We start from the raw sequence: 22,678 nt of genomic DNA, 5'->3' as shown, positions 1-22,678 counted from the left end.
ACGTTGAGACGCATGATCGCCGAGGTTGACATGCCGTCCCGTCCCGGCTCCGGTACGGGAGGAGACCACTGGCTGACGGTGCGGCCGAGACTGGTGCTGGCCAGCGCGTTCATGCTCTTCCTTGAGCTGGCGCTGATTCGCTGGACCGGCTCCAACATCGTGCATCTGAGCTACTTCACGAACTTCGTGCTGCTGGGCTCCTTCCTCGGCATAGGACTGGGCTTCCTCCGCGTCGGGCGCACCACGCTGCAGCCGTACTACTCGCCGATCGTCCTCGCGGTGCTGGTGCTGATCGTCCTGTTCTTCCCGGTGACGGTGAACCGGGAGACCGAGGGCGTGCTCTACTTCACCAGCCTGTCCACGAGCGGGCCGCCCGCCTGGGCCATCCTCCCCGTGGTGTTCACCGCGGCGGCGCTCGTGCTGATGGGGCCCGCCGAGCTGGTCGGCAGGTGCTTCCCCGAGCTTCCCCGGCTGGAGGCCTACCGCTACGACCTCATCGGCAGCCTCACCGGCATCGCGATGTTCTCGCTGCTGTCGTTCGCGAGCGCGCCCCCGGTCGCGTGGGGCCTGATCGCCGCCGTCGCCTACGGGGCGCTGCTCCAGCCCCGCTCACTGATCCGCTACCTCGGGCTGGTCACCCTTCCCTCCCTGGTGGTCGTCGGCGCCCTCACCGTGGAGACGGTCAGCCCGGGCACGCTGTGGTCCCCGTACTACAAGGTGACGTACGAACGGGCCGACTTCAGCGGCGTTCCGATCCTGAACATCGCGGTCAACGGCATCCCGCACCAGCAGGCGATCCCCGCGGCCAACCGCCTGCAGTGGGAACGGCAGTACGCCCTGCCGTACGAGCGGTCGGCGGCGGCGAGCCTCGACGACGTGCTCATCGTGGGCGCGGGCAGCGGCACCGACGTGGCCATCGCCCTGTCCAAGGGCGCCAAGCACGTGGACGCGGTGGAGATCGACCCCAAGCTCCGTGAGCTCGGCGGCACCTTCCACCCCGACCAGCCCTACAGCGACCCGCGCGTCACCACCCACATCACCGACGGCCGCGCCTTCCTGGAGCGCACCGACGGCAAGTACGACCTCATCCTGTTCGCCCTGCCCGACTCGCTCACCCTGGTGTCCGGGGCCAGTTCGCTGCGCCTGGAGAGCTACTTGTTCACCCAGGAGGCCATGCGCGCCGCGCACGACCATCTCAAGCCTGGCGGCGCGTTCTCGATGTACAACTACTACCGCGAGCAGTGGCTGGTCGACCGGCTCGCCTCCACCGCGCAGGCCGCCTTCGGCCACAAGCCGTGCGTGGACGAGGTCGGCTCCGGGCAGCAGGCCGTGATCACCGCCGGGGTCACCGCCGACGCGCAGCGCTGCGCCGGCGAGTGGGCCGGCGCCAAGGCCGACACCCCGCCCCCGGCGGTGGACGACCGCCCGTTCCTCTACCTCCACGGCCGCGACATCCCGTCCATCTACCTCATCGCGCTCAGCCTGATCCTGCTGGTGAGCATCGTCGCGGTCCGCGCGGTCGCCGGTCCGTTCCGCCGCATGCGCCCCTACGCCGACCTGTTCCTGCTCGGCGTGTCGTTCCTGCTGCTGGAGACCAAGAACGTCACGGGCTTCGCCCTGCTGTTCGGCACCACGTGGGTCGTCAACGCCATCGTGTTCGCCGGGGTGCTCGTGGCGGTGCTCGCCGCGGTGGAGGTGACACGGCGCTTCCGCACGCCGCCGCTGCCCGTCATGTACGCGATCCTGCTCGGCGGCCTGGTGGTCGCCGCCCTGGTGCCGAACTCCTGGCTGCTCGGGCTGCCCCTGCCCCTGCGCGCCCTGGTGGCGGTGGTCGTGGCCTTCATGCCGATCTTCGCCGCCAACGTGGTCTTCGCCAAGCGCTTCGCCGACACCGCCGACGCGACCGTGGCCTTCGGCGCCAACCTTCTCGGCGCGATCCTCGGCGGCTGCCTCGAATACCTGGCCCTCGTCATCGGCTACGAGGGCCTCCTGGTGGTCGCCGGCCTCCTCTACCTGGGCGCCTTCGCCCTCCTTCCCCGCACCGCCAGAGCCCTTTAGCGCTTTCGGTGGAGGGGGCGTGCTCGACGAATCGGAGCGCTGATTCGGCCATCGCAGATGACAGAAGAAACTGGCATTGTCCGGTTGTACGAGGGGTTGTATTGGCACCGACCCGTGCCTGAATACTGGGTGGGCACCGCGTGGGCGGGCATCATCGACGCATGGGCGGTGAAAGGGCACTACTTGGGGGTAACGCGACGCTGGCCGCGATCCTCTCCGAGGCAGGGTGTTCCCATGGCGCACTCGCGCGTCGGGTGAACGAGCTGGCGAGCCGTCAAGGGGTGACCACGCGCTACGACAAGGCATCTGTCACCCGTTGGTTACAGGGTATGCACCCCCGTGGTCGGGTCCCGGAATTCATCGCCGCCGCGCTGGCCGAATGGCTCGCGAGCGGTGGGCCCGCTGAGCGGGTCTACGCGATGATCGCGATGTTCGACGAGATGGACAATCGCTTCGGTGGCGGACACGTGCGGAGCAGTGTCGTGCACTACCTCAGCACCGAGGTAGCTGGAGGCCGGTGACGACATCGGGGGCGACTACGCCTTCGATCCCCGGTTTCCCGGGATCGACCTGCTGTTCCTGGAGTGGCGATGGGACATCTCCGGCCGCAACACCACGCCCTGCGATGCTCCGGGCCACACCTGTGACCTTCACCGGCAGCGCGACCTTCTTGACCACTACGCCATCCTGCGCCGCACCCCAACGGTGATCTGGGACAAAGACCGGAAGCTTCCCGCCGGCAGCCCCTGGCGTCGCCGGCCAGGGGTGATCGTGTGCGAGGCCGCACTCTCGCCGACTCCGGGGGCGCGCAGCCTGCTGTTCCCGCTCGATGACATCCTGCTGGACAGTGCCGATCCGCGCATCTTGGCCGCTGTCCCGCGGCCGATCACCCTTTGCTACGTCGGTAACCAGTACGACCGTGACGAGGAATTCGACGCCTACCTCGCGCCCGCTGCCGCACGCTACTCTCACCAGGTCGCCGGGAAGTGGCCCGACACCGGCCGCTGGCCTCACGTCACCTTTCTCGGCCGCATCCCCTTCCCGCGTGTGCGGGAACTGCATGGTGGCGCGCTCGCCACCGTGCTGTTGCTGCCTCAGCGATATGCGGCGGCTGGACAGATGACCCAGCGCATCTTCGAGGCGGTTTTGGCCGGATGCCTACCGTTAGCACCTGCGGACATCCGGCACGTTGATCGCTTCGTGCCTCCTTCGCTGGTCGTCAGAAGCGGGGCCGATGTCATCGGCAAACTGGCCCATCTACGCGCCATCGCCGGTAGCCAGGGGTACGTCGAGCTGATCGCCGAGTGCCTGCGCTATATGGAGCTGTTTCGGCTGAGCACCCAGATCGAGGCTCTTCACGTGATGCTGACCGAGCTCACCACATCGCCTGTCCCGTTGAAGCCGGTCGGTTCTGGGAGGGGACCGCGTTGACTCCTTCACTCCTTCTGGTACGCGGCATGTCCTTCGTACGGGAACGAGTCCAGGCCGACACGCGACTGCGGGCCGTCGCCTCGACTAGCGTGGAGCGACATGCGAATGCAGAGGGTCGCCATCATCGGCTGTGGAGGCAGTGGCAAGTCCCACCTTGCCTGCGAACTGGGCAAGATCTTGGACGTGACGGTGACCCACCTGGACGCTGTCTACTACGACGACGACTGGAATCCGCTGCCACAGGAGAAGTTCGAGGCACTCCAACGCGACCTGGTGGCCGGCGAGTGCTGGGTGATCGACGGCAACTACAACTCCACGCTTCAGGTGCGGCTGGAGGCCTGCGACACCGTGATCCTCATGGACGTGCCGACCTGGGCGGCGCTATGGGGAATCTTCTCCCGGCAGGTCAGGTACGGCCATGGCCAGCACAAGCGCAATGGGGTGTACAACCGCATCGACTGGGGTGTGTTGCGCTATGTGGCGACCTACCGGCGCAGGATGCGGCCCCGCGTGCTGGGCAAGATTCGGGAGTTCGGCGGGCACGCCGAGGTGATCCTTCTGACCAGCCGGAGTCGTACTCGTCACTGGCTGGAGCAGGTCACCGCCCGCCAGGTGTAGCTTTCTCCGCCGCCCTCGTCGGGAGGCGGATCCGGTGACCGTCTCCAGTAACCCGTTCCTTGATGCGACGGCGCAAGGCGAGCTGTACGGGCACGCCTCCCGGCTGGCCGCCCGCACGTCGGCCCTGCACCGAGCGAAGAAGCGTGGCCGACCTGTCGCCGACGTCATCGCCGTCCTGGCCGCTGTCCATCTACCTGTCGGCAGGCCGGCGTTGGTGACTGACCTCGGGTGTGGGCGGGGGACCAGCAGCCGTGTTCTGGCCGAGGGCTTGCGTCCGCGTCGACTCGTCGGCATCGACGTCTCTGCGGCCATGCTGAAGGCTGCCCGTATCCGCTTCGGTGCTGAGCGCGGCACGGACAGTGCGGTGTCCTTCGTCCAAGCCGACTTCCACCACCTGCCCCTGCCGACCGGTGCATGCGCCCTGGCCGTCGCCGCGTTCTGCCTCTACCACGCAATGCGGCCGGAGGTGGTCATCGCCGAGATCGCTCGGGTATTGGCTCCGGACGGCGTCACCATCCTGGTCACCAAATCCGCCGACAGCTACCACGAACTGGACGCTCTTGTCGCCGCCGCCGGACTCGACCCGGATGCCCCGTGTCGGGAAAGCCTGTACGCGGCGGCGCACAGCGCCAACCTGGCAAACCTGACCGAACCGGTGCTGTCCATCGAGCACCTGGAACACGAAGTGCACGGCTTCACCTTCACTGACTATGACCATGTCGCCGAATACCTCGCCACCAGCCCGAAGTACCATCTCCCAGCCGCGCTGCGGGGAGATCCTGCCGCGATCGCCGCCGCGCTGCGCAGGCGGCTGCCAGACACGCCGGTCAGTGCCACTTCGGTCATCACCTACCTCCTGGCGCGGCAACCGGGAGGGCGGCGATGAAAACCCGCGTGTTCACCAAGGCCTATGAAACCCCTCAGGAACGCGCGCAGGCCCTACGACATCACACCTGGCTGGCTGAACACGTCCGCCCGCTTCGGCAGCCCGCCATCGAAGCGGTTGGAGTGACATCCATCGACTTCACCTACATCGATGGTCGGCATCCATGTGTCGAGGACCTGCCGATGCTCGCCGTTCTCTTGGGGGACGCGCATGGAGCCGCCTGGGTAAGCGATCTGTACCAGGCGCGCCTCGACGTGCCCCATCGCACGACATCGGGGTACACGATGGCCGATTTCGTCACTGTCCGCCTTGCCTCGCTCGACGCACGACGCCGTAGCTGTCACCTGGCTGATGATGAAGAGCTGGCCAGCGCGAAGAGACTCCTGCACACCAGCGCCACTGGACCCGCGGCCTTCTATAAGGACACCAACTCGCGAAACATCCTGATCACCGAAGGGGGAATCCCAGTCGCGGTCGATGTCGATGACCTCACACTCGCCCCGTTCGGCTACGACCTGGCCAAGCTCATCGTCACCCTCGCCATGACGTACGGCATGCTGCCTCCGGCAGCCGTCCGGCACGCGCTCACCCTTTACAACCAGGCAGCCGCAAGACACAACGCCCAGCTGAGCGGCACCAGCATGGCGCAACTCCTCGACCACGCGGAGCTGCACCGTGTCTTCACCGCTCCTTACCTGGGACGTGGCGGATATCACTACGTGTGGTCGCAGGCGCCCTTCTCAATGGAGCCGGAAGGACTCGCATGATCGTCATGGAACTCGTCTTCACCCGGCATGGACAGGCCCAGTGCAACATCGATGGCTTGGTCGGCGGCCCGCGCACCTGTACCGGCCTGACCGGCCTTGGACGGCGCCAGGCGACCTTGACCATGCAGCTGGGGGACCTGGCTCCCCAGATGATCGCCGCAGACCTGGCCACCTGCTCGCTTCTACTGACCTTTCTCCCCGGCAAGAGCGCTGCCGAAATCACACCGGGCTCGCCTTCGGAACGGCACGTTCATCGGGCGGCAGGTGCCACCCTCCATGCCCTCCACCAGTTCGAACCAGAGGAACGGGAGGACGACGTCCTTACCCGTTTGGCCGAACGTATCCGCTGGTGGGCCGAGCGAGCGCATGCGGCCAGCCTGTCAGCGCAGGCGAGCGGAACATTCTGCGTGGCTGCGCCGATGCCGTGGCCATCGCTGTCATGGATGTTGGGATCTGCCACCTGGATTACCAGCCTAGAACTGGCTCATCGGCCCGGACGCGGTGGTGCGCGTGCTCGACTTCGAACACGCGCGGCTCGACGCCCGCGTGCGGGACTTTGCCCGGCTGGAACACCGTCGTTGGAAGCTGAGCCCTCACCTACGTCGGGAGTTCTTCGCCGGCTACGGGCAGCCGCCGCATGAGGAGGAACATGATCTCCTGGCTCGGTTGGGCGTCATAGAAGCGCTCACCGCCCTGGTTCGTGGCCATGAGCGCGGTGACTCCCAGCTCGTCGCGTATGGCCGTACTTTGATCAGCCAGTTCTTCTGACCACGCCCACAATCCAGCAGGAGATCTTCAATGTACGAGGCCCTGTCATCTCGTTGCGGCGCTCGCTCCGGCATACCGTTCCGGGCTGTCGTCACCGGTACGGCCGGGTTCATCGGCTCCCACCTGGCGCTGGCGTTGCTCCAGCGCGGCGTGACTGTGATCGGGGTGGACCGCCGCGACGCCGAAGCCGATCATGCGGCTACCACGAACCTTGCCGCCCTACAGAACCAGCCCGGGTTCATCTCGATCACTGCGGATCTGCTCACCTGCGCCGTAGAACCTCTCCTGCTCGACGACGATACCGTGTTCCATCTCGCAGGCATTCCCGGTGTCCGGCCCTCCTGGGGGCCGCAGTTCGGGGACTACGTTGCCTGTAACGTCCTCGCCACCCAGCGAATAATGGCCGCCGCCACCCGTCTCCGCGTGCCGCGACTCGTTGTCGCCTCCTCCTCAAGCGTCTACGGAGCCACCGACGGCACTCCGAGCAAGGAGAGCGACCATCCACGGCCTGCCTCGCCGTACGCGGTGACCAAACCTACGTCGCCGACGTTGTCGCCGCGACCCTTGCCGCCGGGACAGCTCCCATAGGCAACAGCGTGATCAACGTTGGTGCGGGCTCCAGTGCGTCGCTGAACGACGTCATCGACATCGCCAGTCAGCTCACCGGGGTCCCTGTGGCGGTCGAGGCTGCAACCACTCGCAACGGTGATGTTCCTGCCACCCACGCTGACGCGACCACAGTCCAGCGACTGCTGGGCTGGCGGGCCAACGTGGACCTGGTTACCGGTATGGCGACGCAACTGGACTGGCTGACCTCCCACCAGCACCTAACCCCACTCGTACACCCCATGGGCCGTCGCACTCCTGATGAACAGGACGGCCCCCGGCTCCTCAGTCTTGCCCCGCTCCACCGGGAACCCCTCAGTTCGTTGACAGCGTGTTCAGAGGCCGCAGGCTTCCGAGAGGGTCTTGGCCGGCTTGTTCTGGTGGTTGGGGGTGGGTGTGTCGAGGGGGGTGGAGGCTTTCGAGGTGCGGGACGGGGTCGCGCCGGCGGAGGAGCCGCCGGGCGTGGGGGCCGCGAGGCTCCCGGATCCCGACGGGGTCGCCGCGGGGCCGGTGGCCGAGCCGGCGCCGCCAGTGGCGCCGGTGGGCGCGCCCGGGCTGGCGGTGACGCCCGCGGCCAGGGCCGTCCGGGAGGAGCGCTCGGAGTCCTTGATCGCCTGAGCGGTGAGGCGGCGGATCTTGACCCAGTCCGCGGAGCCCGGCCAGATGGTGGGCGGCACGAACTGCAGGCTGGTCGTCTTGGCGTCCTTGACCTTCAAGGCCAGCGGCACGAGATGTTCGAGCAGGTCGCGCGGGATGTCGGTGCGGAACATGTGCCGGGTGGCGGTCGCGATCTTGCCGAAGTTCGCGAGCACCACGCTGGGCGTGGCCTGGTCGAGGAGCGCGCCCATGACGCAGCGCTGCCGCCCCATGCGCGAGAAGTCGTCGCTGTCGACCCGGGACCGGCCGTACCAGAGCACGTGCTCGCCGTCGAGCCGCTGGTAGCCCGCCTTGATCGTGCCGGCCGTGCCGAAGTGGCCGCCCCACCTGATGTCGGTCTCCACGCGGATCTTCAGCCCGCCGATCGCGTCGATGAGGGCCGCGAAGCCGTACATGTCGACGATCGCGTAATAGTCGACCTTGAGGCCCAGGGTGTAGCCGATGGCGCTCTTGAGCTCGTGGGGGCCCCTGCCCTTGCCGAGGTGGTCCTCGGCGTACTGCCAGACCTCGTTCAGCAGGCCCTGCCCCGAGTCGCCCGTGAAGCCGTTCGGGAACCTCGCGGCCAGCGGGTCGCCCTTGGGGAAGTGGACGAACTGCAGGTTGCGGGGAAGGCTGAACATCACCGCGTTGCCGGTCTTCACGTCGACGCTGGCCACGGTCATGCTGTCGGTCCGCACGCCCGTCCTGTCGCCGGCGGCGTCACCGCCGATGAGCAGGAAGTTGACCCGGCGCCGGCCGTTCCAGGGGTCCTCCTGCCTGACCGGGGTCACGGTCTCGCCCGGCACCGCCGGGTCGCTCGTGAAGATGGCGTCCGCGGTCTGGCGGACGGTCAGCATGCTGCTCGCCGTCAGCGCGAAGGGCGCCATGACGCTCACGCACAGGACGCCGACCACGATGCCGGAGGCGACCTGGCCCGCCTGGGGGAGCCGGTCGGGCCCGAGGGCGATGTAGGAGGTGATGACGAGGGCGAACCACGCCAGCGCGCCGACGGCCGCCGCGACGGTCACCGTCACAAGGACGCCGTCCTTTACGGCGAGGCCCAGGTTCGCCCGGATGACAAGCGCGAACACGACGCCGGCGACGAGGAGCACACCGAAGGCCCCGAGAAGGATGAAACCCGTGCGCCGCTGCCCCGCCCGGAGGTGGGCCGCGCCGGGGACCAGCGCGGATAGCCCCGTCCACCCGATGATGGAGGCGGTGGTGGGGGTCTTGGCGTAGCGGGGAGGCGTGGCCGCCTTCCGCTCGGGGGCGGGTTTCTCCGGGCCGTCCCCGGCCGCCTCCCCCGCGGTGCCGCCCAGAGGCGTGGTCACAAGCTCTCCCTCATGACTATCGGAATCCAGCCGCCAACCAGCGAAAACCCATGGCCGGCCCCCGTAGGTTCACGGAATTCCAGGATTCTAACCCCCATACCTGGACATCACTGACGCAAAGCCAATATTGGGGAATCGGTCGGTAACAAGTCGCTTAACGCAGTATCCGTCCTGACAACCGTTGTCAAGCGGCCGGAGCCGGACATCGGGCTCCTATGAGGTGCTGGAGGCGGGGGCGAGCCAGGTGTTGCACTGGTAGGCCTTCTGGCGCTCGTATCCCTGCCTGAACCAGCGCCCGCTGTTGGCGGGAGTGCCGTGGTCACGCGGGTATCCGGGCCAGTCTCCGACGTTGGAGAAGAAATAGAACAGGTTTCCGCGGCGGGTCGCGGGGATCGGGTAGCTCGCCGCCACCGACCTCATCCACATGCCGCTGAAGCAGTTCGCCTGGAGCTCGTACTTGCGGCTCAGCGCCAGCCTGGCGCTCTGCGACCGCGCGGCCAGCGTCTTGCCCCACCAGGAGTTGGCGAGCCCGGACAGCTGCTGGACGTGGTGGCCGTACTCGTGGGCCATCATGCCGATGATCGCGCCGTGCCAGGTGGAGAGCGAGCCGTACCCGCGCTGGTCGCCCCTGCCGCGCGCCAGCGCCGTGGTCGAGGCGTAGATGGTCGTGTTGCGGGGGCAGTAGTAGGGCACGATGCTGCCCCGCTGGGGGAAGTCGCCGCACGCGCCCCGGCCGCCGCGCGGCGTGACGGCGTACTTCGGAGGGGCGAAGGCGATGCCGGTCCGGCGCAGCGCGGGAGACCACGTCCGGCTCATGCACTGCCCCGTCTTCAGGATCAGCGCCTTCAGCTGGGCGTCGTTGAAGATGTCGGTGGCGGGGGCGAGGCAGGCGACGCGGGGCAGCGTGCCCGCCCGGTAGACGGTGTTCCCGGTCAGGGTGGTGTTCAGCGCCTGGCGGGCCGACCGGGCGGTGCCGTCGGGGGAAGATCGGGTGAGGTGCGGGATCGGCGTGTACGGGTCGGACGTCGGGAGCGCCACGGGCGAGATCGGCTCGGCCTGCCTCGCGCTCTTCAGCGCCGCCGAACCGATCACGAGCAGCACGAACACGGCGGCGACCACCCCGAGAAGGCCGCCGACCACCGCACCCGCGCTCGACTTGCGCTTCGGCGGGCGCCAGTTCGGCGCCAGATGCCCGTACGTGCCGTACGGGCCGGGGCCGTACGGACCCCGGGGCGGGCCGGGCGGCCCGTTCCATCCGGGCGGCCCGCCCGGCCGGCCGCCCGGAGGCGGCGGGAACGGCGCGGGCGCCCGGCCGCCGGGAGGCGGGGAAGGGGCGGAGCGCGCCGGCCCGGGTTGCCCGGGAGGCCGCGCGGGCGGGTACGGCTGCCGGTAGGGCCGGCCGCCGCCCTGGGGAGGGGACGGCCGCGCGGGACCCTGACGCCGCTGCCCCGGATGGGGCTGAGGCCCGGGGTGGGGCTGTGCCGGGCCCTGGGCGGGTCCCGGGTAGTGCTGCTGCTGGTATCCCGGGGGTGGCTGCCGCGGTCCACGGGGCGGGTACGGCTGCCGCGCCCCGTCATGCGACACATGGCCGCCCCGGTCCGGTTCCTGCGGTGTCGGGCCGCTCTGTTCCGGATCCGGCGGGGGCGGGTAGGGGTGGCGTCCCCCCGGCGGGGGCGGTGGAGGATGGTTCCCGTTGGTACTCATGCCGTGCGCCCCCTTCCCGGCCTCAGAAGGCCGAGCCGACTCCCCAGTCACAAGATCCACATTCTGGAGCATTTGGGGCAGAAGTGCACTGATTTCCCAGTAGTCACGGAAGTAGCGGTATCTGGTTACATTCTGAAATCATCCAAGGTGATCTCTGCGATGTTCCGGATTCGCCGACCCCCTCTGCCCTAGCTTCGATTCCATGAATCTGCAGCAGCTCCGTTATGTGGTCGCCACTGCGGAGCACCGCACCATGACCGACGCGGCCAGATCGCTCTACATCGCGCAGCCCGCTCTTTCGCGCGCGATCCGCGACCTCGAACGCGAGCTCGGCATGACGCTTTTCGCTCGTTCGGGCCGGGGCGTCGTCGTGACGGCACAGGGCCGCCGCGTCGTCAAGCTCGCCAGGGAGGCGCTCGACGCCGTCCACGAGATCGAGGCCCTCGCCACGCACACGCATTCCGGGGGAAGCGAGCTGCGCATCGCCTCGCCTCCGAGCCTGGAGCCCGGCCTGGCGGGCCGCCTCCTTCCCTCCTACGTCTCGGAGCATCCGGGCGTACGCGTGCAGATCGTTCGGTGTGACGGACGCGACGGCGTCGTGAACGCCATCCGGGAGCAGCGCGCCGACCTCGGGCTGACCGACCTGCCCGTGCCGGCCGACCTGGTCAGCCATCCGCTCGAACGGCAGGAGATCGTGCTGATCTCGCCTCCCGGGCTGGACCTCCCCGAGTCGATCCCCATGATCCGCATGAACGGCATGAGGCTCGTGCTGCCGCTCCCCGGCAGCGCCAGGCGCAGGGAGTTCGACCAGCTCTTCGCCACCTACGGCGTACGGCCGGTCGTGGCGGCCGAGACCGACGAGCGCGGCGGCTGGCCGGCGACGATCCGGTCCGCCTCGGCCTCCCTGCTCGGATACCGGGGCATGTCGGAGCAGGCCGTGAGGGCGGGGCTGGTGGTCCGCTCGCTCGACCCGCCGCTGCGCCGGATCATCGCGCTCGTGCACGCGCGCAAGCGCCTCCCGGGCATGGCGCAGGACTTCCTCACCGTCGCCGAGAGCGGTTCGGCGATCTGAGCCGTTTTGGAGCGTTCCCGTGGCATCGGGACGCCGTCCGGCGGCATCGGAACCCAGTCCTGCCACGCTGGCGTACGCTTGCGGCGATGCATACTCTGCGCCTGCGCGACCGCGAGTTCCGGCCAGGCGAATTCGCCGTCATGGCCGTGGTGAACCGTACCCCCGACTCCTTCTACGACCAGGGCAGGACCTTCGGCTTCGAGGCCGCGCTGTCCGCCGTCGCCGGTGCGGTGCGCGCCGGGGCCGACATCGTGGACATCGGCGGGGTGAAGGCGGGCCCGGGCGAGACCGTGGACGCCGCCGAGGAGATCCGCAGGGTCGCCGACCTGGTGGCCGCCGTGAGAAGCGCCCATCCCGACCTGGTGATCAGCGTGGACACCTGGAGGGCCGAGGTCGGCGAGGTGGTCGCCCAGGCCGGAGCCGACCTGCTGAACGACACCTGGGGCGGTCCCGATCCCGGTCTGGCCGAGGTCGCCGCCAAGCACGGCATCGGGCTTGTCTGCGCCCACGCCGGAGGCGTCACCCCGAGGACCCGGCCGCACCGCGTCGCCTACGACGACGTGGTGGCCGACGTGGTCGCGCACACCGTCGGCCTCGCCGGGCGGGCCGTACGGGCCGGAGTGCGCGAGGACGCGATCCTCATCGACCCGGCGCACGACTTCGGCAAGAACACCTGGCACTCGCTGGAGGTCAGCCGCAGGCTCTCGGAGATGGTCGCCACCGGATGGCCGGTCCTGGTCGCCGTCTCCAACAAGGACTTCGTGGGAGAGACACTGGGCGGGCTGCCGGTGGGGGAGCGCCACGCGGGCACCCTCGCCACGCTGGCCGTCTCGGCCTGGCAGGGCGCGCGGGTCTTCCGCGTCCACGACGCCGCCTCCGCACGGGCCGCCCTCGCCACCGTCGAGCGGCTGCGGCGGGGCCGGGCTCAGCTGTAGATCACCGACAGGAACCTGATGAGGATCGCCTCGCGGGTCCCGGCCGGCAGGGCGTCCAGCACCGTGTTGACCACCGCCATCTCCGGCTGGCCGTCGCCGCCCAGGTCCACGCCCACCGACGCGGCCAGCTCCGCGAACGTCGCGTCGTCCAGCGCGTCGAGGTCGAGCGAGGCGAGGATGCCGGTCAGCCCGTCCGGGATCCGCGCGGGACCCCTGTCCCTGGCCGCCGCCGCCGACGCGGCGATCACCTCCAGCATCGCCTCCACCCCGGCGAGGGTGACCCCGGTGACCGTGACGTGCAGGTTCGCGGGGATGCCCGCGTACGACAGCTGCGGCTGCAGGAACCATCCGCGCCCGCGCGCCTCGTCGGACAGCACGAAGACGTCCACGCCGTCCTCGCCCGTGAACGCCACCAGCGAGGACTCGGGCTCGCCGAGCACCCGCAGGCCGGGGATCGCGCCGATGCCCGCGACGAGCCTGCGGGTGGCCTCCAGCGTGCTGCGGGCGAGCGCGAGGTAGCCGTCGCGGCCGAGCGCGTTGAGCGTCGCCCACGCGCCTCCGAGCGGGCCCGCCGACTTCGAGCTCTGCACGGTGGTGTTGATGACGGTGTACCCCGGCCAGGCGGCCGAGGCGAAGTACGCGGCGCGGCGCAGCGCCGGGTCGGCGAAGAGCACGACCGAGGCGCCCTTGGGCGCGTAGCCGAACTTGTGCAGGTCGCAGGAGATGGACGTCACGCCCGGCACCGACAGGTCGAAGGGCGGGACCGCCGCCCCGGCCTCCGCCAGCCAGGGCAGCAGCCAGCCGCCGACGCAGGCGTCCACGTGGCACGGCACCCCGCGCGAGGCCGCCAGCGCGGCGATGTCGGCGACGGGGTCGATCACGCCCTGGGGGTAGGAGGGGGCCGACGCCACGACGAGAATGGTCTCGGGCGTGATCGCCGCCGCCACGGCCGCGGGATCGGCCCGGTAGGTGCCGAGGTCGACCGCCACCGGCGCCACCTCGACGCCGAGATAGTGCGCCGCCTTGTGGAACGCCGGATGCGCGGTCACCGGCAGCACCATGCGCGGCGTCCCCGCGACGGGGCGCGCGTCCCTGGCGGCCTTCACGGCGAGCATGATCGACTCGGTGCCGCCGCTGGTGAAGATGCCCGGGGTGTGCGGCCCGCCGCCGAGAAGCTCCGCGACCGCCCCGACGACCTGCTTCTCCATCGCGACGATGCTCGGGAAGGCCGTCGGGTCCAGCGTGTTCACTTCGAGCATCTCGAAGTAGGCCCGCGCGGCGGCCTCGTGGACCTCGGGGCGGCCGGTGTCGTAGACGTACGCGGTGACCTTGCCGCCGCGCACCGGCAGGTCGTCGCGCCTGAGCCGGGCGATCTCGGCGAGGAGCTCGTCGGCCGTACGGCCGTTCTCGGGAAGCACGCGGTTCTCCCTCGTCGCACGGGGTGGCACAGGGCGGCGCCGGACCTACGGGTGGCGACGGACGTTACCACGCCAGCCCATACATAACGGACACTAGATCGTCGCGTATCCGTACGAGGAGATCAAGAACGCGAGAGCGGCAGCCGCACGACGGCGCGCAGCCCGGGGGAGGCGTCCTCCAGGCGCACCGACCCGCCGTGGGCAAGGACGGTCTCGCGGACGATGGCCAGCCCGAGCCCCGCCCCGCCGTCGTCGCGGCTGCGGGAGCTGTCGAGGCGCGTGAACCGGTTGAACACCCGCTCCCTGTCGGCCTCGGGGATCCCCGGCCCGTCGTCCGTCACCGTGAAAACCGCCTCGGCCCCGGTCACGCGCAGCTCGACGCCCACGTGCGCGCCCGCGTGCCGTACGGCGTTGTCCAACAGGTTGACCAGCACCCGGCTAAGGTCCATCGCGTCGCCGTCGACGACCGCCGGGCCCGCCGCCAGGACCTTGACCACGGTCTCGTCGTACCGGGCGGCGGTCGCCTCGATCAGCTCCGCGAGGTCCACGGGCTGCCACCGGGCCGGGCGCCGCCGCTCGTCGAGGCGCGCCAGGGTGAGCATCCCCTCGGCCAGCCGGCTGAGGCGCAGGGTGTCCTCCAGGACGCCCTCGGCGGTCTCGGACCACTCCTGCCCGTCCGGGTGGCCGAGCGCGACCTCCAGTTGCAGGCGGATGCTGGCCAGCGGGCTCCGCAGCTCGTGGGCCGCGTCCGAGATCAGGGCGCGCTGCGAGGCCTCGGCCGCCTCCAGCCGGGCCAGCATGTCGTTGAGCGTGGTCGCCAGCTCGTGAACCTCGTCGCGCGCCTCGGGCACCGGGAGCCGCCGCGCCCTGGCGGTCCCGCTGATCTCCGCCGCGCCCCGGCGCAGCGCCGTGATCGGCCGCAGCGTGCGGCCGATGATCAGCCAGCTCGCCGCGCCGAGCAGTACGAGGATCACGGGCGTGCCGACGGCCAGCATGTGGACGGTCGCGGTGAGGCTGTCCGCGACGTCCTTGAACGACCGCGCGGCGATCACCGTCCTGCCGTGGTCGGCGTGCAGGACCACCACGCGCAGCGGCCCCGGGATGCCGTACGGGGCGCCGTCCACGAACCGGCCGCGCCCGTCGGGCGGCTCCTCCCGCCGCGCGCCGGCGCTCACCAGCGGGACCAGGCGGTCGGCGCCGAGCGTGATGTGGGTGATGCGGCCCCGGGAGTCGAGCACCTGGATGATCGTGCCGTCGGAGACGGCGACGGGGTCGGACAGCCGCCCGTCGTCCGCCAGGGCCACCACCTCCCTGGCCCGCTGGTAGGCGACCTCGTCGGTGGAGGCGACCAGCGCCCTGCCGAGCACGCCGACCAGCACCGAGGCCGCCGCCGCGAGCGCCAGCGCCAGTACGGCCGAGGCCGTGGCGGTCAGCCGGAAGCGCAGGCTCTTGCGCCGCCACCAGGTCAGCGGCGACCGGTCAGCCTCCATCGCCCACCAGCCGGTAGCCCGCCCCGCGCACGGTCTGCAGGGCGTTGCGCCCGAACGGGACGTCGATCTTCCTGCGCAGGTAGCCCACGTAGACCTCGACCACGTTGGGATCGGTGTCGTAGGTGTCCCAGACGTGCACCAGGATCTCGGTCTTGGACACGACCTCGCCGGGACGGCGCAGCAGGAACTCCAGCAGGCCGAACTCGCGCGGCGTCAGCTCGATCGGGGTGCCGCCGCGCGCGACGGCGCGCCCCGCCGGGTCCAGGGTGAGGTCCCCCGACCGGAGCACCGCCGGGCGGCGCCGGGCGCCGCGCCGCATGAGGGCCCGCAGCCGGGCCACCAGCACGACGTAGGAGAAGGGCTTGGTCAGGTAGTCGTCGGCGCCGAGGTCCAGGCCGTCCGCCAGGTCGTACTCCCCGTCCTTGGCCGACAGCATCAGGATCGGCACCCAGTTCTCCTCGGCCCGCAGCCGCTTGCAGACGTTGTAGCCCGAGAGCCTCGGCAGCATGATGTCGAGCACGACCACGTCGTAGTCGCCCTCGCGGGCCAGGTGCAGGCCGTCCTCGCCGTCGTGGGCCAGGTCGACGGCGAAGCCCTCCGCCTGCAGCCCGCGCCGCAGCGCGGCGGCCATCCGCCTCTCGTCCTCGACGACGAGCACGCGCATCCGGACTCCCCCCAAAACGTATGTGGCCCCCCATCTTGGCCTGTCCCGGCTGAGACCCGCCTGAGAGCGCCCGCCCGGTCGCCGGCCCCGCGAGCTGCGGAAAGTCGCCGGGCCTGAGAGCACTCTCAGCCTGTCTCAGCTTCGGCACAGGGGCCGGGAGGCAGTCTGCCGAATATCGGATCGCGAAGACATACCGTTGAGGAGTGACATGTCGCCTGAGTCCAGAAGAGCACGCGCCGTGAGGTGGGGGGTCCCGGTCGTCGCCGTCGCCGTGGTGGGAGCCGCGGTCGGCGCGGGGCCGGTCATCGCCGCCGTCCAGGGCGATCCGTCCCTGCCCGACCGCACCGCCGCCCAACTGCTCGCGGAGGTCGCGGACACCGCCCGGCACAAGGCGCCGCCCGCGATGTCGGGCACCGTGGTGGAGACCGCCTCCCTCGGCCTGCCGGCGCTGCCCCTGCCCGGAGGGTCGAGCAGTTCGCCGATGTCCCTGCTGTCCGGATCCCACACGCTCAAGGTCTGGTACGGCGGCGACGGCCGGCTCCGGCTCGCCCTGCCGGGCCGCATGAGCGAGACCGACGTCATCTCCACCGGCGCCGGCGAGGCGTGGCTGTGGCAGAGCGAACTGAACACCGCCACGCGCTACAAGGTGCCACAAGGCGCCGGGACCAGCGGTGACAAGGCCGTGCCTACCACGCTGCCCACCGCGCTGCCCACCGCCACGACCCCGGCCGACATGGCCGCCCAGGTGCTGAAGATGGCGGACGCGAGCACCGCGATCACCGTCGAGAACGGCCAGCACGTCGCGGGCCGCGCCGCCTACCAGCTCGTCCTCACGCCCAAGGACACCTCGTCCCTGGTCAAGCAGGTCAAGCTCGCCCTCGACGGGGACAATCACATCCCGCTGCGCGTCCAGGTCTACGCCAAGGGCGCCTCCGAGCCCGCGTTCGAGGTCGGCTTCACCCAGGTGAGCTTCTCGGCGCCCGCGCCGGAGAACTTCGCGTTCACCCCGCCGGCCGGCGCCAAGGTCGAGGAGAAGACGCTCGGCGCCGAGGACGCGCCGAGCGGTGACAAGGGTACCGAAGCCGGCGGGCCGGGCTTCGAGAAGGACGCCAAGAAGATCCGCACCATCGGCCAGGGCTGGACCACCGTGGCCGAGGTGCCGTTCTCGCTCGCCGACCTGCGCGGGCCCGCCACGGGAAACCGGGGCGACCGGCAGGGCGGCGACCCGGCCGGGGCGGTCGACTCGCTGCTGAAGTCGGCCAAGCGGGTCTCCGGGCCCTTCGGGAGCGGCAGGCTCATCCAGAGCAAGCTCGTGTCGGCGCTGATCACCGACGACGGCAGGCTGCTGGTGGGCGCCGTCACGCCCGAGGCGCTGACCGAGGCGGCCGGCCGCGAGTGACGACGACGATGACGGGGGAGGGGGCGTACGAGGCGGCGCCCCCTCGCGGGATCCCGCACCCGGCCTCGGAAACGGTCCCCGCCGAAGACTGCTCGATCGTCTCGCGCGGGCTCACCAAACGCTTCCGCGGTGGGCAGGTCGCCGTCGACGATCTCCACCTGGCCGTGCCGCGCGGCTCGGTCTTCGGGTTCCTCGGCCCGAACGGGTCAGGAAAGACCACGACGATCCGCATGCTGCTGGGCCTGACGAACCCGACCGGCGGCGGGTGCGAGGTGCTCGGGCACGCGATGCCCGCCGGGCTCGGCGCCGCCCTGCCGAAGGTCGGCGCGCTCGTCGAGGGCCCCGCCTTCTACCCGTACCTGTCGGGCGAGGCGAACCTGCGCCGGTACGACGCCGCCGACCCCACGGCCGACCCCCGCACGGTGCGGGCCCGCGTCGGCGCCGCGCTCGACCGCGTGGGGCTCGCCGCGGCGGCCGGCAAGCGCTACCGGGCGTACTCCCTCGGCATGCGCCAGCGCCTGGCCATCGCCGGCGCCCTGCTCGGCCCGCGCGAGCTGCTCGTCCTGGACGAGCCGACCAACGGGCTCGACCCGCAGGGCACCAGGGAGGTGCGGTCGCTCATCAAGGAGATCGCGGCCGACGGCACCACCGTCTTCGTCTCCTCCCACCTGCTGACCGAGGTCGAGCAGATGTGCACCCACGTCGGTGTGATGCGCACCGGCCGCCTGGTGGCCCAGGGGCCGATCGCCGGGCTGCGCGACGGCCACGCGCCGCGCGTGCGCGTGGAGACCCCGCACGCCGCCCAGGCGGCGTCCGTGCTGAACCTCATCGGGCTCGCCGACGTGCGCGCCGGGATCGACGAGGTCACGGCCGAGATCGGCGCGGTCGCGCCCGAACGCGTCGTCGCCGAGCTGGTCGGGGACGGGGTCTCCGTACGGGGCTTCGCCGTCCTGCGGCCGAGCCTCGAAGAGCTGTTCGTCGGCCTGACAGGAGAGGGATTCGATGTCGACGGTTAACTCGGCGGAAACGGCGGCGCCGGCGCTCGCGCTCGCGCGCCCCGGCGGGCAGGCCGCGGAGCCGGCCCTGGCCGTGGCCGCGCGCCCGGGGGCGGCGCGCGCGGCGGTGCGGCTGCTGGGCTCGGAGCTGGGCCTGACCTTCCGCAGGCCGCGCAACATCGCGATGCTGGTCGTGCTCGCCGTCGTCCCGGTGCTGATCGGCATCGTGCTGCGCGTGGTGGGCGGAGACGGCGACGCGCCGTCGATCATCACGCAGGTGGGCGGGAACGGGCTGATGCTGACCTTCGTGGCGCTGTCGATGCTGGTCCCGCTGCTCCTGCCGCTGGCCGTCGCGGTCGTCGCGGGGGACGCGATCGCGGGCGAGGCGAACGGCGGGACCCTGCGCTACCTGCTCACCGCCCCGGCCGGGCGCACCCGCCTGCTGGCCGTCAAGTTCGCCAACGTCGCCGTCTTCGGGCTGGCCGCCTGCACGGTCGTCGGGGTCGCCGCGCTGGTCACGGGGTTCGCCCTGTTCCCGGTGGGGCCGGTCACGCTACTGTCGGGGACGACGGTCCCGCTCGCGGACGGGCTGCTGCGCGTCCTGATCGTCACCGGCTACAGCGCCGCGGGGATGGCGGCGCTCGGGGCCGTCGGCCTCGCCGTCTCGACCCTGACCGAGGTGCCCATCGGCGCCGTCGCGGCGACCGTCGTGACGGTGGTGTTCTCCCAGGTCCTCGGCGTGATCCCGCAGCTCGCGCCGGTGGAGCCGTACCTTCTGACCTCCTGGTGGGGCTCGTTCGACGGGGCGCTGCGCGATCCGGTCGCGACCGACGTCATGGGCCAGGGGCTGCTCGTCTTCGCCGCCTACGCGGTGGTGTTCGGCTCGATCGCCTGGGGCCGCTTCTCCGGCCGCGACATCACCAGCTGAGGGTGGGGCCGCTTCTCCGGCCGCGACATCACGAGCTGAGCCGGGTCCGGGCGCTCGCGCACCCGGACCCGGCCGTGGGTCAGCCCTGCGGGGTGCTCCGGCCACGGCGCAGGCCCGCGACACCGGTCGCGACGCCCGCGACTCCGACGGCGATGCCGACGCCCGCCAGCAGCCGCGCCGTCGCGTCGGCGTCGGACGTGCCCGCGCCCTCGTGCGCGTCTGCCTTGACCGCCATCGTGGGCGCGGAGGAGGCGGGACTCGCGGGCGCGGCGCTCATCCCGTGCTCGTCACCTTCGCCCGCCGCCGGGGCGACGAGCTTGAGGGTGGGGGCGGGGTGCTCGGCCTCGGTGCCGTCGGCCTTGGGCTCGTCCGCCCACTTCACGACCTCCCCGCTGGAGTAGGTCTGGGTCGCGGGGAAGACGAGCTGGTCGGTGTCCTCGGGCATGAACCCCATGGACACCTCGAACTCCTGGAACTGGCCCGGGTCGATCTTCCCCCCGGACCAGGTGATCTTCGTGACGGCCTCGGTGATGTCGCCGTACTTGGACGGGACGGCCTTCGGCAGCTTGCTCTTGGTGACCTCGACCTTCCAGCCGGGGACCGGGCGCACCGAGACGAACGGCAGCGGGTGGTCGACCGGCAGGTCGACCACGAGCTTGGTCGTCGAGTCCTTGTCCCGCTCGTTGGGGACGCGGAAGGCGACCTTGGTGAAGCCGCCCTTCTCCGCCGTCCCCGGGTTGATGGTGACGTGGGCGAGGGCGGGCAGGGCGAGGCCGATGGTGAGGGCGAGGGCACCGGCGGCGACGGCGGCCAGGCGGCGGCCGGCAGAGCTCAACGACATGGGAATTCTCCACTTCGTACGGGGGATCAGGCGAAAGCGCGGGCCATGCCGCCGGGGTCCGGGCGGGCGCCGGTGGACGCTCCACCGGGGGGCGGCGGCTCGCGAGATGTCAGAAGGCGGCGGGAAGCGGAGGACCGCGCCTGGTGACCGTGTGACGGAGCTCCCGCCTGACCGGGGCGGGATCGAGGTGCCGGGGGGCGCGGGCGGCGGGCCGTACGGGGCCGCCCGTGCCCTCGTCGAGGAGGGCCAGCAGGTGGCGCAGCCGGCGGACGGCGAGCGCGCCGAGCCTGCGGAGCACCGACCACAGGGCCGACTCGCCCCGGGCCAGCCACCAGCCGGTGATCAGCGTCGCGGTGAGGTGGGCGACCACCATGCCGACGTCGGCGCCGAGCCCCTGCCCGTGGGAGAGGTGGACGCTCAGGGGCGAGCCGATGTCCCCTGAGAGGCCGAAGAGCTGGTGCAGGAACAGCTGCGCTCCGACCAGGAAACCGATGATCGTCTGGGGTGAGCGCTCGCGCCCGGCGAGGAGCACGGCCGCGGCGGTCACCGCGACGCCTCCGGACGCCGCCGCCCACGACGAAGGCCCCGACCCGCCGGCCGCCCGGTGGCCGAGCACGGCGAGGGTCACGCAGACGACCGTGAAGGCGGCCGACCGCGCGAGGCGCAGGGGGAGGCGGGCACGCATGACGCCCCACATCGTGTCATGCCCGGGGACCGCCTGTCTTGGTGGGCGATCCGCATTTCCCCGTCTCAATATGACATCTGCCGTTTCAGGGGTTTTCTCGCTACTGTTGCCCGCGTTCGCTGGTTCTGTGAAGAACGAGGTGGGTGACCATGCGGCACTTTCTCGGGCTGCTGCTCGGCGTCGTGGTGACGGCGGTGCTGCTGGCCGGCGCCGGGTGGGCCTCGCAGGACGCGTTACGCGGCATGGCGAGCGTCGCGAACGCCACGGGCGCCGTCGACCCGGTGAGGGACACCAAGGCGCTGGTCGGCCTCGGGGCGATGCTGGTGGCCGGCCTGATCCTCGGCCTGGTGGTGGCGGGCCGGGTCTCGCCCCTCGCGACGTTCGTGCCGTCCATGGCCCTGCTGGCGTGGACGGTGATCTACGTGCTGGACGTGAACCGCGCGCTCGGCCTCGCGCCGACCGGCCCCTCGATGAACCCGATGGTCGTCCAGGCGGGCAAGGGCATGCAGGGCCTGCTGGGCACGGGGGTCTTCGCGATGCTGGGCATCGCGCTGTTCATCCCGGTGCTGATGCCCTCGCGGTGGGCCGGCCGGCACAGGGACGAGGAGGACGACTACGAGGAGGAGGCCTCCGCGCCCGCCGGCGGCGGCTACTACTGAGCCGGCCGTTCATGAAGGGACGGCCCGCGTGTAGAGGCGGGTGACGACATCCTCGATCGACGCGTCGCCGGGGGCGGTGGCCATGAGCTCGGCGACGGTCCCGTCGAAGGCGAGGCTGCCGTGGTCGATCAGCATGACGCGCCGGCAGAGCCGTTCGATGTCCCCGAGGTCGTGCGTCGTGAGCAGCACGGTGGTGCCCCGCTCGGCGTTGAGCCCGCGCAGGAAGTCGCGCACCGCCGCCTTGCTCACCACGTCGAGCCCGATGGTGGGCTCGTCGAGCACCAGCACCGGGGGGTCGTGCAGCAGCGCCGCCGCGATGTCGCCCCGCATGCGCTGCCCCAGGCTGAGCTGCCGTACGGGCGTGCCGAGGAACGCGCCGAGGTCCAGCACCTCGACCAGCTCGGCGAGCCGCTTCCGGTACTGCACTTGATCTACTTTGTAAAGGTGCCGGATCAGGGTGAAGCTGTCCCTGAGCGGCAGGTCCCACCACAGCGTCGTCCGCTGCCCGAAGACCACGCCGATGCGCCGGGCGAGCGTCGTGCGGCGCCGGGACGGATCGAGGCCCGCCACCCGGATGCGCCCGCTGGTGGGCGTCAGGATCCCGGTCAGCATCTTGATCGTCGTGGATTTGCCCGCGCCGTTCGGCCCGAGGTAGCCGACGAACTCCCCGGCGGCCACCTGGAAGGACAGGTCCTGTACGGCGTGCACGACCCGCGAGTTCCGGCGCAGCCGTCCCGTCTTGCCGCGGACCGTGAAGGAACGGCCCACCCCGTCGAGTTCGATCATG

22 protein-coding genes are annotated in these 22,678 nt (G+C 71.0%); 14 read left to right on the top strand and 8 right to left on the bottom strand.

Annotated features, from left to right (window positions below):
* The first annotated feature begins 12 nt into the window (after positions 1-12).
* From ACGFIV_RS23075 to ACGFIV_RS23040, 8 genes are all read left to right on the top strand, one after another.
* Entirely contained in the window at positions 13-2,058 is a 2,046-nt protein-coding gene (locus ACGFIV_RS23075) for a spermidine synthase (RefSeq protein ID WP_358555420.1), read from the top strand.
* A gap of 161 nt (positions 2,059-2,219) precedes the next feature.
* Positions 2,220-2,579: a hypothetical protein gene (locus ACGFIV_RS23070; RefSeq protein ID WP_358555417.1), complete on the top strand. Its 360-nt coding sequence runs from the start codon at positions 2,220-2,222 to the stop codon at positions 2,577-2,579.
* 250 nt (positions 2,580-2,829) lie between these two features.
* The gene (locus ACGFIV_RS23065) at positions 2,830-3,489 is read left to right on the top strand and encodes a hypothetical protein (RefSeq protein ID WP_358555414.1); all 660 of its coding nucleotides are present in this window, start codon (positions 2,830-2,832) and stop codon (positions 3,487-3,489) included.
* A 99-nt stretch (positions 3,490-3,588) separates the two neighbouring features.
* A complete protein-coding gene (locus ACGFIV_RS23060) occupies positions 3,589-4,107 on the top strand; it encodes a topology modulation protein (protein WP_358555410.1) in 519 nt (172 codons plus the stop codon).
* 34 nt (positions 4,108-4,141) lie between these two features.
* Positions 4,142-4,993, top strand: a complete 852-nt coding sequence (locus ACGFIV_RS23055) for a class I SAM-dependent methyltransferase (RefSeq protein ID WP_358555408.1) — start codon at positions 4,142-4,144, stop codon at positions 4,991-4,993.
* Positions 4,990-5,760, top strand: coding sequence for a hypothetical protein (locus ACGFIV_RS23050; RefSeq protein ID WP_358555407.1), 771 nt, complete (start codon positions 4,990-4,992; stop codon positions 5,758-5,760). The genes ACGFIV_RS23055 and ACGFIV_RS23050 overlap by 4 nt, the downstream gene beginning before the upstream one ends.
* Before the next feature lie 510 nt (positions 5,761-6,270).
* Entirely contained in the window at positions 6,271-6,528 is a 258-nt protein-coding gene (locus ACGFIV_RS23045) for a hypothetical protein (RefSeq protein ID WP_358555404.1), read from the top strand.
* Between the two features lie 30 nt (positions 6,529-6,558).
* Positions 6,559-7,116 (top strand): NAD(P)-dependent oxidoreductase, encoded by a 558-nt coding sequence (locus tag ACGFIV_RS23040; RefSeq protein ID WP_358555401.1) that lies wholly within the window; start codon positions 6,559-6,561, stop codon positions 7,114-7,116.
* A gap of 353 nt (positions 7,117-7,469) precedes the next feature.
* Here ACGFIV_RS23040 and ACGFIV_RS23035 read toward each other — a convergent pair whose 3' ends face one another.
* Positions 7,470-9,101: an LCP family protein gene (locus tag ACGFIV_RS23035; RefSeq protein WP_392837536.1), complete on the bottom strand. Its 1,632-nt coding sequence runs from the start codon at positions 9,099-9,101 to the stop codon at positions 7,470-7,472.
* Between the two features lie 213 nt (positions 9,102-9,314).
* Positions 9,315-10,685 carry a neutral zinc metallopeptidase gene (locus ACGFIV_RS23030; protein ID WP_392837534.1) on the bottom strand — a complete coding sequence of 457 codons (1,371 nt, stop codon included), beginning with the start codon at positions 10,683-10,685 and terminating at the stop codon, positions 9,315-9,317.
* Positions 10,686-11,007: 322 nt separating this feature from the next.
* On the opposite strand from ACGFIV_RS23030, the gene ACGFIV_RS23025 reads away from it, so the two are divergent.
* On the top strand, positions 11,008-11,877 hold the full coding sequence (locus ACGFIV_RS23025; protein WP_358560392.1) for a LysR family transcriptional regulator: 870 nt from the start codon (positions 11,008-11,010) through the stop codon (positions 11,875-11,877).
* Positions 11,878-11,963: 86 nt separating this feature from the next.
* A complete protein-coding gene (gene folP, locus ACGFIV_RS23020; protein ID WP_358560390.1) occupies positions 11,964-12,812 on the top strand; it encodes a dihydropteroate synthase in 849 nt (282 codons plus the stop codon).
* Here the strand turns inward: folP and ACGFIV_RS23015 are convergent.
* The 3 genes from ACGFIV_RS23015 to ACGFIV_RS23005 form a co-directional block, all read right to left on the bottom strand.
* Positions 12,803-14,230 (bottom strand): aspartate aminotransferase family protein, encoded by a 1,428-nt coding sequence (locus tag ACGFIV_RS23015; RefSeq protein ID WP_358560388.1) that lies wholly within the window; start codon positions 14,228-14,230, stop codon positions 12,803-12,805. The genes folP and ACGFIV_RS23015 overlap by 10 nt on opposite strands.
* Before the next feature lie 122 nt (positions 14,231-14,352).
* A complete protein-coding gene (locus ACGFIV_RS23010) occupies positions 14,353-15,720 on the bottom strand; it encodes a sensor histidine kinase (RefSeq protein ID WP_392837531.1) in 1,368 nt (455 codons plus the stop codon).
* Positions 15,710-16,384, bottom strand: a complete 675-nt coding sequence (locus ACGFIV_RS23005; RefSeq protein ID WP_392837529.1) for a response regulator transcription factor — start codon at positions 16,382-16,384, stop codon at positions 15,710-15,712. The genes ACGFIV_RS23010 and ACGFIV_RS23005 overlap by 11 nt, the downstream gene beginning before the upstream one ends.
* Positions 16,385-16,622: 238 nt before the next feature.
* Here ACGFIV_RS23005 and ACGFIV_RS23000 point away from each other — a divergent pair, with 238 nt between their 5' ends.
* Genes ACGFIV_RS23000 through ACGFIV_RS22990 form a run of 3 tightly spaced genes read left to right on the top strand, consistent with a single transcriptional unit; the run spans position 16,623 to position 19,706 of the window.
* Entirely contained in the window at positions 16,623-17,783 is a 1,161-nt protein-coding gene (locus ACGFIV_RS23000; protein WP_392837527.1) for an outer membrane lipoprotein carrier protein LolA, read from the top strand.
* Positions 17,780-18,799, top strand: a complete 1,020-nt coding sequence (locus tag ACGFIV_RS22995; RefSeq protein WP_392837525.1) for an ATP-binding cassette domain-containing protein — start codon at positions 17,780-17,782, stop codon at positions 18,797-18,799. Before ACGFIV_RS23000 ends, ACGFIV_RS22995 begins: the two co-directional genes overlap by 4 nt.
* Positions 18,786-19,706 (top strand): ABC transporter permease, encoded by a 921-nt coding sequence (locus ACGFIV_RS22990; RefSeq protein ID WP_392837523.1) that lies wholly within the window; start codon positions 18,786-18,788, stop codon positions 19,704-19,706. The genes ACGFIV_RS22995 and ACGFIV_RS22990 overlap by 14 nt, the downstream gene beginning before the upstream one ends.
* A gap of 79 nt (positions 19,707-19,785) precedes the next feature.
* Here the strand turns inward: ACGFIV_RS22990 and ACGFIV_RS22985 are convergent, their stop codons facing one another.
* Together ACGFIV_RS22985 and ACGFIV_RS22980 are read right to left on the bottom strand one after the other, a co-directional pair.
* Positions 19,786-20,547: a YcnI family protein gene (locus ACGFIV_RS22985; RefSeq protein WP_392837521.1), complete on the bottom strand. Its 762-nt coding sequence runs from the start codon at positions 20,545-20,547 to the stop codon at positions 19,786-19,788.
* A gap of 109 nt (positions 20,548-20,656) precedes the next feature.
* Complete coding sequence (locus ACGFIV_RS22980) at positions 20,657-21,232, bottom strand: MFS transporter (RefSeq protein ID WP_358560885.1); 576 nt, start codon at positions 21,230-21,232, stop codon at positions 20,657-20,659.
* Positions 21,233-21,381: 149 nt separating this feature from the next.
* Between ACGFIV_RS22980 and ACGFIV_RS22975 the strand changes: the two genes are divergently transcribed.
* Positions 21,382-21,891: a hypothetical protein gene (locus tag ACGFIV_RS22975; protein WP_358560882.1), complete on the top strand. Its 510-nt coding sequence runs from the start codon at positions 21,382-21,384 to the stop codon at positions 21,889-21,891.
* 9 nt (positions 21,892-21,900) lie between these two features.
* Here ACGFIV_RS22975 and ACGFIV_RS22970 read toward each other — a convergent pair whose 3' ends face one another.
* Positions 21,901-22,677 (bottom strand): ATP-binding cassette domain-containing protein, encoded by a 777-nt coding sequence (locus ACGFIV_RS22970; protein ID WP_358560879.1) that lies wholly within the window; start codon positions 22,675-22,677, stop codon positions 21,901-21,903.
* Position 22,678 lies beyond the last annotated feature (1 nt).

The organism is Sphaerisporangium sp. NPDC049003, from assembly GCF_043197795.1.
Lineage (GTDB): Bacteria > Actinomycetota > Actinomycetes > Streptosporangiales > Streptosporangiaceae > Sphaerisporangium.
Note: the sequence above shows the minus strand (reverse complement) of the source record. Positions and strands in the feature narration are given on the sequence as shown.

What these genes read in the sequence shown, in the direction of transcription:
- ACGFIV_RS23075 (WP_358555420.1), top strand. Translation starts at nt 13, where the DNA reads ATGATCGCCGAGGTTGACATGCCGTCCCGTCCCGGCTCCGGTACGGGA.
- ACGFIV_RS23070 (WP_358555417.1), top strand. Translation starts at nt 2,220, where the DNA reads ATGGGCGGTGAAAGGGCACTACTTGGGGGTAACGCGACGCTGGCCGCG.
- ACGFIV_RS23060 (WP_358555410.1), top strand. Translation starts at nt 3,589, where the DNA reads ATGCGAATGCAGAGGGTCGCCATCATCGGCTGTGGAGGCAGTGGCAAG.
- ACGFIV_RS23050 (WP_358555407.1), top strand. Translation starts at nt 4,990, where the DNA reads ATGAAAACCCGCGTGTTCACCAAGGCCTATGAAACCCCTCAGGAACGC.
- ACGFIV_RS23040 (WP_358555401.1), top strand. Translation starts at nt 6,559, where the DNA reads ATGTACGAGGCCCTGTCATCTCGTTGCGGCGCTCGCTCCGGCATACCG.
- ACGFIV_RS23025 (WP_358560392.1), top strand. Translation starts at nt 11,008, where the DNA reads ATGAATCTGCAGCAGCTCCGTTATGTGGTCGCCACTGCGGAGCACCGC.
- folP (WP_358560390.1), top strand. Translation starts at nt 11,964, where the DNA reads ATGCATACTCTGCGCCTGCGCGACCGCGAGTTCCGGCCAGGCGAATTC.
- ACGFIV_RS23010 (WP_392837531.1), bottom strand. Translation starts at nt 15,720, where the DNA reads ATGGAGGCTGACCGGTCGCCGCTGACCTGGTGGCGGCGCAAGAGCCTG.
- ACGFIV_RS23005 (WP_392837529.1), bottom strand. Translation starts at nt 16,384, where the DNA reads ATGCGCGTGCTCGTCGTCGAGGACGAGAGGCGGATGGCCGCCGCGCTG.
- ACGFIV_RS22990 (WP_392837523.1), top strand. Translation starts at nt 18,786, where the DNA reads ATGTCGACGGTTAACTCGGCGGAAACGGCGGCGCCGGCGCTCGCGCTC.
- ACGFIV_RS22985 (WP_392837521.1), bottom strand. Translation starts at nt 20,547, where the DNA reads ATGTCGTTGAGCTCTGCCGGCCGCCGCCTGGCCGCCGTCGCCGCCGGT.
- ACGFIV_RS22980 (WP_358560885.1), bottom strand. Translation starts at nt 21,232, where the DNA reads ATGCGTGCCCGCCTCCCCCTGCGCCTCGCGCGGTCGGCCGCCTTCACG.
- ACGFIV_RS22975 (WP_358560882.1), top strand. Translation starts at nt 21,382, where the DNA reads ATGCGGCACTTTCTCGGGCTGCTGCTCGGCGTCGTGGTGACGGCGGTG.
- ACGFIV_RS22970 (WP_358560879.1), bottom strand. Translation starts at nt 22,677, where the DNA reads ATGATCGAACTCGACGGGGTGGGCCGTTCCTTCACGGTCCGCGGCAAG.